The organism is Gracilibacillus sp. JCM 18860 (assembly GCF_055395245.1).
Window position 1 is genome coordinate 3,716,361 of record NZ_AP043868.1, and the last position, 15,684, is coordinate 3,732,044.

Consider the following 15,684-nt stretch of genomic DNA (forward strand, 5'->3'; position numbering starts at 1 on the left):
TTAAAATCAAAAACGGATCAGCTTGAGTTGATTGCGCTTGACTATCTTAAAAAGCGCTTATCTGCTGTATTAGAAATACCTGTGGATCGATTAGATTCCAATGCGCCCATAGAGAATTATGGCATTGATTCCGTTATGATTATGAAACTAACTAGAAAACTAGAGGAACATTTTGGACCGTTATCTAAGACACTATTTTTTGAATATCAAACGATTCGTGAATTGGCTAACTATCTAGTAAACTCCCATTCGCAAATATTGGCCAAGCTTTACGGAATCGAGGAGAATTCGGCTGTAAGACAAGATGACTTGCAGCCGTCACTTTTTTCAAAGAAACGAAAGGAACCGAAAAACGATAAGTCCGAAACGGTCTCTTCGGAACAAAAAGATGGGATTGCCATCATTGGGTTAGCCGGTCGATATCCAGGTGCGAATAACATTGCGCAATTTTGGGAGAATCTTGAAGAAGGAATAGACAGTATCACCGAGATCAGCCCAAATCGATGGGATCATCAATTGTATTTTGATGAGGACAAGCATAAACCGGGTAAAGTCAACAGTAAATGGGGTGGATTTATCGAGGGAGTAGATCAATTTGATCCGCTCTTTTTTAATATTTCCCCAAGAGAGGCAGAAGTACTTGATCCACAGGAACGCCTATTCCTAGAATGTGTTTATGAAACATTGGAAGACGCTGGCTATTCCAAAGAAGGCTTACATACTGCTGATGCGGTTGGGGTATTTGTAGGCGCAATGTATGAGGAATATCCGTTGTATGGTTCCGAGGAGCAAGCTAAGGGAAATGCCCTTGCTCTAGGGAGTAATCTATCAGCGATCGCTAATCGGGTCTCCTATTTTTTCAACCTTACAGGGCCAAGTTTGGTAGTTAATACCATGTGTTCATCGTCCTTAACATCATTGCACCTTGCCTGTCAGAGCATCAAAAGTGGGGAATGTGAACTGGCAATTGCTGGAGGAGTTAATCTCTCCATTCACCCCAATAAGTATCTATTGCTTGGCCAAGGAAATTTTGCATCAAGTAATGGTCGGTGCCAGAGTTTTGGAAAGGATGGAGATGGCTATGTTCCCGGTGAGGGTGTAGGGGCAGTCTTATTAAAACCCTTGGCCGAGGCGATTCGCGATAAAGATAATATTTATGGTGTGATCAAAGGAACAGCAGTTAACCACGGTGGTAAGACTAATGGCTATACTGTTCCTAATCCAAATGCCCAGACAAAAGTAATAGAACGAGCTTTAAGGCAAGGGAATATTGATCCACGAACCATCACTTATCTCGAAGCCCATGGCACGGGAACAGTCCTAGGTGATCCGATTGAAATTACTGGTCTAAAAAAAGCTTTCGATAACTATACCAGTGATCGACAGTTTTGCTCGATTGGCTCGGTAAAATCGAATATCGGTCATTGCGAAGGGGCAGCAGGGATTGCTGGATTAACCAAAGTGTTACTACAAATGAAATATAAGAAGCGGGTCCCTTCCTTACATACCGAAGTCTTAAATCCGCACATTGATTTTGATCATACACCTTTTAAAGTACAACAAACCTTAGAAAATTGGGAAAGACCAGTAATTAATGTGGAAGGGGAGGAAAAAAAGTATCCAAGACGTGCGGGCATTTCCGCTTTTGGGGCTGGTGGTTCCAATGCGCATGTAGTGGTAGAGGAATTTAATCCAGACAAAATAATGGAGCATCATGAGCATGCTCACCCTGCCATTATTGTTCTCTCTGCTAAAGATCCCTCCGCACTCAGGCAGAGGGTTGAACGCCTGGTGGAAACGATGGAATCTTTTGATGAACGCCATTTAATGGATGTGGCCTATACACTACAGATTGGTAGAGAGGCAATGGAAGAGAGACTAGCTTTAACTGCTGATTCCATAGAAAAACTTAAGAAGAAATTAACGGCATTTCTGGCTGGAGAAGAAAACAATGAAGTATTTCATGGAACAGCCCAGGCAGGAAAAGCAGTGTTATCGACGATATCATCGGATGATGAGATGAAGGTCATTATAGGTAATTGGTTAACAAAAGGAAAATATGAGAAATTGTTGGAAATGTGGGTGAAAGGCCTCGAGATTGATTGGAATATGCTTTATCGCGATGGTACTCCTCGTCGTATCAGCTTACCTACATATCCTTTTAATCGGCAAAAATGTTGGTTTTCAGATGTTGGAAAGGAAGTAGAACAACCTGATGTCACCCTAAATTCAAAGCAAACTTCTAATCAGAAGCAACCATCATCTTCTTTGAATGGATGTATGTATTTGCCGGTTTGGGAAGAGGCGCAAGTAGTCCCTAGTGAAAGACCACCTGATCAACAGGTTGTCATTGTTTATGAGAAATCAGCAGCTACTTTAAAAGAGGCAATAATTGACTATTACCATATGGGGATTACTAGGCCACATATTGTACAAATCTGTCTGGGCGACATCACTCAGCAACACGCCTCAGATCAATGGGAATGCGACATTTATGATGAATCAGCTTTCCATTACTGTCTCGCTGATTGTGGGTCAATAGATCGTCTTTTTTTTCTTGCGGAACATGCCGATAAAGAGGATCGACTTGAACCCCAAAAAATAAAACAAAGCCAGGTCCGTAATGAGGTACAGCTATTACGTCTGTTGAAAGAGTTAAATGACAGTCAACCGATGAATAAGCCGATCGACTTTTATATAGTGACTACGGATAACTATACGTTAAGCAAACACCCAGTTAGTCCTTATGGTGGAGGCATTACTGGGCTTGTTTATTCCGCGGCACAGGGTGATCATCGGCTAAGGATACGTAACCTAGATCTTTCTACTAAAGATATCCAAGAGGTAAAAGAAGATGTCATCAAAAAGGTTGTCAGTGAACCACCTTCACATCGTGGTGAAGTAATTAAGTTAGACGATGGAAGGCGTTATCATCAAGTCTTTTATGAAATGGATGATAGGAGACACCTTGAAACGAACGGAATTAGGAACAAAGGGATTTATGTAATAGTTGGTGGAAGTGGTACCATCGGTCGGATTATTACCCGCTATTTAATTGCTGACTATGAAGCTCACGTCATTTGGATTGGAAGAACGCCAGAGAAGGATCAAGTAATCCAGCAGAAAATGGAGCCTTTTCAAGATTCACTGTCTTATATTCAAGCAGATGTGACGGATGAAGAGCAAATGAAGATGGCAGTAAACAGGATTAAAGAGCAATTTCACGTTATACATGGTGCAATCTTCTCGGGGGTAGTATTTTCCTTCGAAAATACAATTCGTCAGACAACAGAAGCGGAGTTTATGAATATTCTTAATGTGAAAACGATAGGGGGATTATCCTTTTATTCGGCTTTCGTGGATGAAGAGCTTGATTTTATGCTTTATTTTTCTTCAGGACAGGCCTATTCGTTCTCGGGTGCTTCACAGTTTTCTGCTTATGCGACAGGAGTGACATTTGCAGATACCTGGGTGCGTAGCCTAAAACATCGATCAAGGTTTCCGGTCGGTACAATTAATTGGGGTTTTTGGAATTCGTCAGTTGCAGGCACGTCTTTGGAAAATCACACTAGTTCATTGGAAGACCGGGAAGGGTTTGACTGTTTTGTCCAAAGTGTAAACCTTCTTACCAAAGGTCTGTTAGAGCAAAATCTATGTCTAAGACCTACCTCTGCTGTAAAGGAAATGATGAAGGTAAAATCAGGTAAAGTGGCGATTTATCGTCCGACGACGGAACCTATGCTTCATTCATTTTTACAATGGCCAGATAGAGTTTATCAAGGCGCGATTGAAGAAGGGCTGGTAACTCAGATGGAAGCGAGAGTGGCAGCCTTACTATTTGTACAGCTCTGTCCTCTTGGTCTTCCACCAAGAGGAACAACCGTTAACATTAAGGATATATACAACAAAAGTAATATCAAGACAAAATATCATAGCTGGCTGTCCGAGTGTTTACGTATCTTAGAGGGTCATGGTTATATTCATTATAAGGAAGATCAAGTGTCAACAGTAGCAGATATAAAGTCAGAGGATATAATATGGCAGGATTGGCAGAAAACGGTTTCTGAATATAGTGAAGATCAAGATTGGAAGGTTCAGATAAAACTGTTGGATTCCTGTCTTAGAAAGCTACCTGACATCTTAGAAGGTCGGATTTTAGCTACAGATGTGCTTTTTGCGAATTCTTCCATTCAAAACGTGGAGGGCATCTATAAAGAAAATGCCATTTCTGATTATTTTAATTCTATATTGGCAGATGTTATGGAGATGTATATTAAGGAAAGGGTCGCTAAGCATCCCCAGAAGCGCATTCGAATTATTGAAGCAGGAGCAGGAACTGGAGGAACGAGTGCTACTGTCTTAAAGCGAATCAAGCCTTACTCCAATCATATAGATTATGTCTATACGGATATTTCTAAGTCATTTCTTTTATTTGCAGAAGAGCAGTATGGCGAAGCTTATTCCAATTTGACTTTTCAAACCTGGAATGTGGAGCAACCGTTGTCTACGCAAGGGATTGAAGCAGGTTCTTATGATATCGTAATTGCAAGCAATGTACTTCATGCCACTCAATCAATCAAAGAAACCCTTAAACAGGTGAAATCGGTTCTAAAACCAAATGGATTGATCCTTTTAAATGAAATGACCCAAAAGAATCTATTTGCCACGGTGACCTTTGGTCTATTGGATGGCTGGTGGCTTTTCAAAGATGACGATTTGCGAATAGACGGGTCTCCATTGATTGATCCCCCAACCTGGCAAAGGGTAATGGAGGAGGAAGGATTTAAACAAGTAACTTTCTTAGGAGAGCATGGCCCTAAAAATGGTCAGCGGATTATTGTAGCAGAAAGTGATGGTTGGATTAGACTACCTGCACCACAAGAAGTAAAAAGGGAAGTAGAGCATGTGGTCACGGAAGACTACTCAGTCGTCCCCAAAGCGGATACCAAGGTGAATCCTTCCGATAAAAAGATCACAGACTATGTAAAAGGTATCATGATAGAGCAGCTAGCCATCGCTCTTAAGGTGAACCGTGATCGAATTTCACCGGAAGTTGCCTTTTCTGAATATGGGGTGGACTCCATCCTAGGCGTAGCCTTTATTAACCAGTTAAATGAGTTTTTCAAAATTGATTTAAACAGTGCGATTTTATTTGACTATACATCGGTTCAACGTCTAACAGACTATATTGCGGATTTATATCATGATCATATATTAAGTCAACTGGATAATGATCAAGGACATTCATCTGAGGATGACTCTAGGCAAGAATTGTCACAGAGAAATCCATCGATTCCTCTTCAAAATAGTCAAAAAATTGAAACAAAAATGGTAAAAGATAACGCGCAGGCTATCGCTGTAGTAGGAATGACTGGCCAGTTTCCTGATGCACCAGATTTGGTTACCTTTTGGGAAAACCTCAAAAATGGGCATGATGGTGTACATGAACTCCCCCCTAATTATCTCGATCAAGGACAGTATTTCGATAAGGTAAAACAGTCAGGGAAAACTTACAGTAAATGGGGTGGGGTTTTAACGGAAAAGAATGCATTTGATCCACTCTTTTTTAATATTACACCCCGGGAGGCAGCATCGATGAGTCCTCACCAAAAGCTTATACTACAAGAAAGCTGGAAGGCATTGGAGGATGCAGGATATAATCCTAAAAAATTGTCAGAAGCACCTGTTGGGGTATTTATTGGGGCAGAGCCAGCAAATTATTATCATGAATCCTTTACAGGTTCGTCAGATGCAATTGTTGCCTCCCGTCTATCCTATTACTTAAACCTAATGGGACCGGCAATGGTCGTGAATACTGGCTGTTCCTCTTCAGCCACAGCTATTCATCTCGCCTGTGAAAGCTTACGTAAGGGGGAGACTGATCTGGCAATTGCTGGTGGCGTTTATGCTAACTTGGACACCTCTTCGCTTGTAGCATTGTCAGGGATAGATATGATATCTCCGACAGGGAAATGTTTTACTTTTGATGAAAAAGCAGATGGTACTGTTTTATCAGAGGGGGTAGGTATTGTTGTATTAAAACCGCTTCACCAGGCCGAAATAGACGGTGACCCTATTTATGGTGTCATTGTTGGATCGGGAATAAATCAGGATGGTGCTAGCAATGGGATTACTGCCCCAAATGGTTTAGCGCAAGAACGATTGTTAATGGATATATATAAAAAGTACGAAATTGATCCAAATGATATTTCCTATGTCGAAGCACATGGGACAGGAACAAAATTGGGTGATCCAATTGAGGTAAATGCACTTATCCGTGCCTTTAAAAGATATACGACGAAAGAGCATTATTGCGCCATAGGCAGTACCAAGTCTTCTATCGGTCATACTGGTGCGGCAGCGGGTGTCATCGGTTTAATACGAGTACTGTTATCCATTACTCAACGTCAAATTCCTAGGCTAATTAATTTTAAAACCTTAAATCCGCTAATTGACTTACATCGTTCTCCTTTTTACATTAACACAGAAACAGAGACATGGGTTTCCAAGCAAGGGAAACCCTTGCTCGCTGCGATTAACTCGTTTGGCCATAGTGGAACCAATGCGCATCTAGTGGTACAGGAACATAAACCAAGTGAAGTAAAGGATTAAGGGGGGAGCTCTATGTTAATTCCGTTATCTGCACGAAAAAAGGATCGTTTACTTGCATATGCTGAGAAGTTGCAGTCTTTTCTTAACCAGAAGGAACAACAAGGACAGTTACACCAGCTTTCAATATCATCATTAGCCTATACGCTGCAAACTGGTAGAGAGGCAATGGTAGAACGAGTCATATTTCAGGTAGATAGTATGAGTGAGCTTATTAGCGCCTTAAGGGATTTTGCTGCAGGAAAGCTTTCTGCTAATACCTTGCAAGGGCAAAAGAGTAAAGAGGCAAACGATGGATTACTTGAACAAGACAAGGAAGAAGTTCCAAAAGAAGTGGTGAGTCAATGGGTGTCTGATGGTGAGCTGAACAAGATTGCCAAGGCGTGGGTAGAAGGCACAGAAATCGATTGGGACGCATTATATGGGCTAGAAAAGCCGAAGCGTATCCACCTCCCATCATATCCGTTTGCTAAGAAGTATTATGAACGAAGTGATGAGAAGAAAAAGGCGGAGAAAAAAGTATTACACCAGACCAATATTCACCCCCTTCTACAGGAAAATAATTCGGATCTTCAAGGTTTACAGTTTAGTTCCACGTTTTCTGGTGGTGAATGTTTTCTTAAAGACCATCTAGTGCATGAGAAACGAATGATGCCAGGGATGGCTTATTTAGAAATGGCAAGAGTGGCAATCGAACAGGTCGTTCAACCAGTGCCCTTAAGCATCCATTTATATAAAATGGTTTGGTTAAAGCCATTCTTGGTTGAAGACGGGCCTCAAAAGATGCATATGACTTTATCAGCTATAAAGGATGACGAGATAGTATATGAAATGCGGGATGATTTGTCAGATGATGTCATTTATCATCGAGGTCGTGCAGATATTTGTAAGACGGAAGAAACTGTCACACTGGATATACCTACTCTTAAGGAAGATTGTAGTCAGAAAGTATTATCACGAGATGAGACATATAAGGCTTTTCAAGAGGTTGGATTAACGTATGGACCAAGCCATCAGGGTATTGAAAAAATATATATGGGGAATGAGCAAATTCTAGCAAGACTGGAACTCCCACAAAAAGCAGTAACGACATTATCCGATTTTGAATTGCACCCTGGTTTGATGGATTCTGCATTACAGGCAGCAATAGGATTGATGAATAGTACGGAGAAAGACATAACCCCTCGTATTCCCTTTGCTTTGGAGGAGGCCGTGATTCGTAGACCGTGTTCGCCACGTATGTGGTCATTTATCCAGTATAGTGAAGGAAGCAAAGCAGAGGATGACGTGATTAAACTAGATATACATCTTTGTGATGATCAGGGTCGTGTATGTACAAAACTTAAAGGCCTTTCCCTTAGAAAACTGACTCAAGGACAGGAGACTGAGAAGATAGACACCTTGTTACTAGCTCCACTTTGGTTTGAACAACCCGTCAATCAAAAGAAAGAAAAAGTACCATATGAAAAAAGTCTTGTATTGTTTTGTGGATTTGATAATCCAATAGAGGGAGATTTTCGTTGGTTACAATCTGAAAAAGTAGGGGTTGCTGAACGCTATATGGATTATGCTAATCAGATTCTCAAGGAATGGCAATCCATGATCGATGTACACGACAAGCAACCACAGTGTCTGCAATTAGTGATTCCGGCAGTCGATGATCAACACTCCCTCAAGGGTCTGGCTGCTATCTTAAAAACTGGTCAATTAGAACATCCGCATGTCTTTGGCCAGTTGATTGAAGTAGATGAGCTAACGGGTATAAATAATATTCTTGAGGAAAATAGGCAATGCCAGGATCAGCATATCCGCTATAGACAAGGGTCAAGATCGGTTAGGAGATTGGATGAGATTACTGCCGATACTACTAATAATATTGTACCTTTTAGGGATGGTGGTACCTATTTGATTACGGGGGGCGCTGGCGGTTTAGGCCAGTTGTTTGCTAAAGAGATTGCCAAACAGGTTGAACAAGCGACAGTAATTCTTGTAGGTCGTTCTCCTTCAGGCCATGTCCTGAAAAATATGGAGATTCCTTCTAATATCCGAGTTGTATATGAACGTGCTGATGTAACGGATGGCCATGCTCTTAAAACCTTATTAAGGGAAATAAAACAAAAATATGGCGTCCCCAAAGGAATTATTCATAGTGCAGGTGTCGTTCAGGACAGTCTAATCCGTCATAAGACGAAAGCAGAGCTTGAAGCCGTAATGGCAGCCAAAGTTGACGGCTTAATTCATCTGGATCAAGCCACCCAAGACGTTCCGCTGGATTTTTTCATCTGCTTTTCATCAGGATCAGCGGTGTGGGGCAGTATTGGACAGGCCGATTATGCAGCTGCTAATGCTTTTATGGACCACTTTATGTACTGGCGTAATCGTTTAGTAGTAGACAAACAGCGTAGTGGTCGGACTCTTTCTATTAATTGGCCTTATTGGAAAAATGGTGGGATGACAATCAGCTCATCAAAGGAACAGATGATGGGTGGACAGCTTGGGATGACGCCATTATTGAATGAAGTAGGCATGAAAGCATTTTACCGAGCATTTGCATTAGACAATGAACAAGTACTTGTAACCGTAGGAGATACGAAGAGGATAAGACAACGATTACTAACTCCTCAAATAGAACAAGAGGTGATTCAAGCGAAAAAGAACAAAACCGAAAACCAAACCCAGGCTTCTGTTGATTTGAAGGAGCGTCTACAGACAGCCCTTTTTGATGTCGTTTCTCAGTTGATTCATGTTGAGATAGATGAGCTAGATAAGTATACAGGACTTGACGAATATGGATTTGATTCTATTACGTTTTCAGAGCTAGCAGATGAGTTAAATCAGCGTTATCAGTTGGAATTAATGCCTACGATTTTCTTTGAGCACAATACCTTGAATGATTTAGCAGATTATTTGATTCGTACTTACTATAACGTGTTACAAGCTCATTTTCAGCCAAGAGGTACGGTTGGATCACAGCCCTTACCTATCGAAAATAAACAAGAGCAAGGTAATCAACATCGCTATTCTGAAGCAAAGTCTAACGAAAGAGTGGCAGACAAGTCCTCCGCCAAACAACAGAAAGCAAATGATCATATTGCCATAGTCGGTATGAGTGGCCTCTTCCCAGGGGGGCAAGATTTAGATGACTTCTGGGAAAATCTTGTGTTAGGTAAGGATTGTATTACAGAAATACCAAAAGAACGTTGGGACTGGCGGGAATATTACGGTGACCCTACTGAAACGAATAAAACGAATGTAAAATGGGGTGCTTTTATAGAGGGGATTGATCAGTTTGATCCACTGTTTTTTGGTATTTCACCACGCCAGGCTGAGTTAATGGATCCACAGCAACGCTTGCTGATGATGTATGCTTGGAAGGCAATTGAGGACGCAGGGTACGCTCCACAAAGTTTAACTGGTACAAAAACAGGCATCTTTGTGGGGATGGGATACAGTGGGTATGGCAATGTAATTAAAAACGCCGGCTCTACACTGGAAGGCTATTCAGCAACTGGCATGGCTTCCGCTTTAGGCCCCAATCGTATGAGCTATTTTCTGAATGTTCACGGGCCGAGTGAACCGATAGATACTGCTTGTTCCAGTTCCTTGGTGGCCATTGACCGTGCTGTTAATGCTATTCAAAACGGATACTGTGAAGGAGCCATTGTCGGAGGAGTTAATCTAATTTTGACACCAGAATTGCATATTAGCTTTAGCAAAGCAAATATGCTGTCAGAGGATGGACGTTGTAAAACCTTTTCCGATAAGGCGAATGGTTACGCGCGTGGAGAAGGAATCGGTATGATTTACATGAAGAAATTAGAAGATGCTGAGCGTGCAGGGGATCATATATATGGTGTGATTAAGGGGTCATCTGTGAATCATGGCGGACACGCTAATTCTTTGACAGCTCCTAATCCTAAGGCACAGAGTGAGGTGCTGATTGATGCCTATCAAAAAGCAGGTATTGATCCCAGAACAGTCACCTATATTGAAGCCCATGGTACTGGAACGGAATTGGGTGATCCTATTGAGGTCAATGGCTTAAAGACTGCCTTTTCCGAGCTCTACGAGACAACAGGAGAGTCAACCGTGAAGGAGGCCCAATGTGGCTTAGGCTCAATCAAATCGAATATTGGGCATTTGGAGTTGGCAGCAGGAATTGCTGGTGTGATTAAACTATTATTGCAACTAAAGCATAAAAAGTTAGTTAAAACCTTGCATACGGATGTCATCAATCCTTATATTCAATTAGAAAATAGTCCCTTCTATATTGTTCAAAACAATCGAGAATGGACAGCCCTTCAGGATCAAGAGGGTAAGGAGCTTCCAAGACGTGCTGGTGTTAGTTCCTTTGGTTTTGGTGGAGTTAATGCACATGTGGTAATTGAAGAGTATGTAACATCAAAAGCTGTATCAATTGATAGAAGCACTCTCCCTCATTCCCCTGCGATCATTCTCTTATCTGCCAAAGATAAGAGCCGGTTGAAAGAGCAGGCACAAAACTTATGGTGGACTATTCGCAATTGGAAGCCTGATGATGGGGCACTGGCGGATCTGGCCTATACATTACAAGTAGGTCGTGATGCCATGGAAGAACGTTTGGGGCTATTAGTAACGTCTATTCCAGAACTCAGAGAAAAATTAAAGGAGTTTTTGGATGGGAAACAAAGAATATCCGGATTGTACAGAGGTCAATTCACTAAGCAAAAAGGACCAATGGACGCTCTAAAAACGGATGATGATTTTCAAAAGATATTATCGCAATGGTGGCAAAAAGGCAAATGTCATAAGCTAGTCAGTATGTGGGTGTATGGAATGCCTATTGTCTGGGAGGAGCTATATGCCACAAATCGTCCAAAACGTATCAGTCTCCCTACCTATCCTTTTGCCCAGGAAAGGTACTGGGTTAAGAGGGAAAGGAATAAAGAGGTGGAGACAGTACCATTCTCTAAGGAGAAAAAAATCCTTCATAAAACATGGAGCCCAGACCCTGTTCAGGAGGACAGCAAGTTATTAGTAGGGAAACTGATTGTTTTTACAACTTGTCGAACGTTTCATTTGATCCATCCTATGTTGGAAGATCAAGATGTTCAAATTATTCCGGTTGTCCATGGTGAATCGGTGGAACAAGGCGTTTCAACGGATTTTTACAACGAAGGAGCAGGCGAAACATTATATCTACAGCTCAAAGGGACAATTGCAGACAAGGACTTCAAAGGAATGATTGATTTAACAGCTTATGATGCCATATATGAGCAAGAATCCAGAATCGAATGGGGTAAAATCACCTTTTTCCAACACTTACTATCCAATCATCGACAAGCTGATGGTTGGAAAGTGATACAAGTCACTCATTGTCTACAGTCCTGGAAGATAGAGCAACCAACCTTACAAGGTGCCCGTCTAGCGGGATTATATCGAATGCTAGGGGCAGAATATAAGCAAACGTCATTTATCACGATGGATAGTGATTGTCCCACTGATGAACCAAATCGACTGTGGGGACAAGTGAAGGATATGTTTGATCAACAAAAGAAGATGACAGAGTTTTGTTACCGTCAGGATCAACGCTTTGTCCCTGAAATGAAAGAAATATTAAAACCAAAAGAACAAGGTAGGACAGCTTTTAAGGAAGATGATGTGATTCTAATCACTGGGGGAACCCGAGGGATTGGGGAACAAATTGCGAAACGGGTTGTCAGTCAGGGTGTCAAACGACTTGTCATTATGGGGCGAGAGCCATTGCCAGACCAGTCTTTATGGGCTGAAGCTCTTACACGTGAGGAAGAAAGTCAACGTGTTGAGAAGATTCGTCACTTAAAAGCCTTAAACGATCAAGGAGTGCAAGTGTATTATGATCATACTGCATTAACAGACAGTGAAGGCCTAAATCTGATGGTAAACAAAATCCATCAACAGATGGGACCAATTACTGGTGTATTCCACTGTGCAGGTATAAAAGGAGAGAACCCTTCCTTTCTGAAAAAGACGATTCAGGAAATACAGGCGGTTTGTGAGCCAAAAATGATTGGATTAACTAATTTGCATCAAGCGTTATCAGATGAACCATTGAAGTTTTTCTTACTATTCTCTTCGGTTGCTAATGGTATTCCTTATTTGGGAGCGGGTCAAAGTGACTATGCAATGGCTAATGCCTATATGGACTTTTATGCCAATTATCAAGCTGGTCAAGGACAGGTTGGTATTCAATCGATCCAATGGCCAGCATGGAAGGAAACAGGTATGGTGGCAGGTGGTATGGATACCCCAGCATATGAGATGTCCGGGTTACAATCTCTCAATACGGCGGATGGATTACAACTTATAGAGATGGTACGGCAACTTGATGAGCCGGTCTGTATGCCCGCTGTTATAGATCCAGGACGCTTTAAACTGGATGAACTCCTATATCGGAAAGAGCCAATAACCTGGAATCCAACAATCAAGGAAATAGATGGTCACAGCAAGGAAGAGACGGTCTTAGGAGAACGTGCGCAAGCGGTAAAATGGTTAAAAGAGATTTTTCAAAAAGAATTAAAGCTAATAAAAGCCCCAGATGAGCATATTTCCTTTACAGAATATGGGGTGGACTCCATTATCATTGCTCAAATTGTACAAGTTATTCAGCAGAAAATCGACCAGACGATATCCCCTTCGTTGCTTTTGGAACATGATAACATTGCAGCCTTAGCTAATTATCTAATGGAACAACATGGTACTGCTTTTCAAAAGGCATCTGCAACAAAAAGAGATAAGAAGGTAAAAACTTCACCAAAGGTGACTGTTCGAGATGGGCAAATGCAACAGAAAGAAGATATTGCAATCGTTGGCATTGCCTCACGCTTCCCTGATGCACCTACTAAAGAAGCCTACTGGCAATTATTGAAACAAGGAAAAAGTGCCTTGCGTTCTGTACCGAAAACACGCTGGATGGCTAAAAATGGTCGGGTGGACAAAGGGGGGTGGATTACGGGTATTGACCGATTTGATCCTGACTTTTTCCATATTAATCGGGCGGATGCTGCGATTATGGATCCACAGGCACGCTTGCTTTTGGAAGAAAGCCTTAAAACGATTTATGATGCAGGTTATGAACAAAGTGATTTACAAGGAAAATCGGTAGGGGTTTATATTGGTGGTCGTTCACAGCCGATGGCTCCATTAGATCAAGTTTTACAATCTACTAACCCCATTTTAGGGATGGGCCAAAACTATCTTGCTACCAATATATCTAAGTTTTTTGACTTTAAAGGACCTAGTTTAGTAGTTGATACGGCCTGTTCTTCAGGCATGTCAGGATTACTAATGGCTACAGATGCCCTGCAAGCTGGAAGAATCGATATGGCGTTGGTCGGCGCCGTTAGCTTATTGTTAAGCCCAACGGCCCATGATGTCTTTGCAGCTCGGAATATATTAAGTCAAAATGGTCGGTTTGAGATTATGGACAAACAGTCGACGGGGGAAGTTCTTGGAGAAGGAATTGGTGTAGTAATGGTTAAGCGATTATCAGATGCTATTCGAGATGGAAATCACATCTATGGAGTGGTGAAAGGCATCGCAGTCAATAATGATGGTCGTACGCTTGGTCCGGGATCTCCTAGTCTTCATGCTCAAAAGCAGGTGATTAAAGAAGCATTAGAGCTAAGCGGTAAGAAGCCAAAGGACATTGGCTATATCGAATTGAATGGAGGTGGCACACCCATCATGGATACCATGGAAATCAAGGCACTATCCGAAGCTTATGATCTTACTAATCAGAAATTAGACCAAGTCTATTTAGGAGCTATAAAACCTAATATTGGTCATTTGCTTTTAGCATCAGGAATGGCTAGCTTTATTCGATGCGTATTAAGTGTTTATTATGGGGAAATACCTCCATTCTTATCTGCGAGAGAACCTTTTGAACATTATGACTTTGCTCAATCGAGAATTCAGTTTAACCGGGAATCCGTAAAATGGAAAACATCGGCTAATCTACCACGGAATGCTGCTTTAAGTTCATTTCCAGATGGGGGGACGAACTATCATGTCATCATTGAATCCTTTGCATCCAACAAAAATCGCCTTCTTTACCCGAAGGTGCCTCCGGTTTTACAGAATAAACTGATCAGTGGAAAAGCCTTTGTGAAAGAAAATGTTAAGCAGGATAATATAAAATTTGCAGGAAATGTTTGGGGGGAGATTCAATGACCAATGTGTTTCGTCTGACGTTAACAGTAGATCACCCTATCATCCAACATCATAAGGTATATGATCAACCATTGCTGCCAGGTCTCGCCTATATCGATCTTTTGTATCAATTGGCGGAACGGGTGGGATTAGGTCATCAAGATTATATGTTAAAACGTTTATCTATCTTACATCCATTAACAGTCAGTGCTGATCAACCTGTACCGCTAGCTTTTACCTTTGAAGAAAAAAATGGTCAATGGCATATACAGGTGAAAAGTGAATTCCAAGACAATGAAAAGAATTTCGTGTGTATCACTGCGGAATTACATCCAGAGACAGTTACCTTTAATGAGTCTATTCATTTAGATAAGCTTCAAAAAGAATCAAGTCATCATTTTGACTTAGATAAGGTATATGAACAAGCTCGTGAGCAGGGGCTTGTTCATGGCGGGGCCATTAAAGCGAAAGGTGATGTCTATCAGGATGAAGAGGGGCTCCTTATTGCCATTAAGGTGGATGAAACACATCAGCAGGAAGCTGAACGATATTTGTTTCATCCAGCATTAATAGACGGCTCTGCCATGGCAGCAGGTGCGCTGTGGGAAATACCAGGTCAAGGGGAGGATCTCTATTTGCCTTTACATTATGCTTCCTTTTATTGTACAGCCCCTTTGCAGACAGAAGTATATGTAAGAGCATTGGCTACCTCTGTAAAGAAAGGGAATGATATTTGTTCACTGGATATGTTTTTCTATAACGAGGAAGGTAAACAGATAGGGCAACTTCTCGGGATCACTAGTAAAAAAATTCGAGCAAAAGAACAGATTACTGCTTCGTTACAAGGACGGGTTCCATCATCAGTTGTGGAAAAAGAGAAAGCAATAACAAAAATACCTAAACAAC

The 15,684-nt window shown here is 41.5% G+C and carries 1 protein-coding gene and 3 pseudogenes; all 4 read left to right on the forward strand.

The annotated features are described in order from the left end of the window. Positions 1–42: 42 nt before the first annotated feature. Positions 43–2,190, forward strand: a pseudogene (locus tag ACZ5R4_RS18335) (beta-ketoacyl synthase N-terminal-like domain-containing protein); the annotation flags it as partial. Positions 2,191–3,006: 816 nt separating this feature from the next. Next, positions 3,007–6,612, forward strand: a pseudogene (locus tag ACZ5R4_RS18340) (SDR family NAD(P)-dependent oxidoreductase); the annotation flags it as partial. A gap of 12 nt (positions 6,613–6,624) precedes the next feature. Further along, on the forward strand, positions 6,625–14,799 hold the full coding sequence (locus tag ACZ5R4_RS18345; protein WP_464367766.1) for an SDR family NAD(P)-dependent oxidoreductase: 8,175 nt from the start codon (positions 6,625–6,627) through the stop codon (positions 14,797–14,799). Then, positions 14,796–15,590: pseudogene (locus ACZ5R4_RS18350) on the forward strand (polyketide synthase dehydratase domain-containing protein); the annotation flags it as partial. The gene ACZ5R4_RS18345 and the pseudogene ACZ5R4_RS18350, both read left to right, overlap by 4 nt. Between the last annotated feature and the right edge of the window lie 94 nt (positions 15,591–15,684).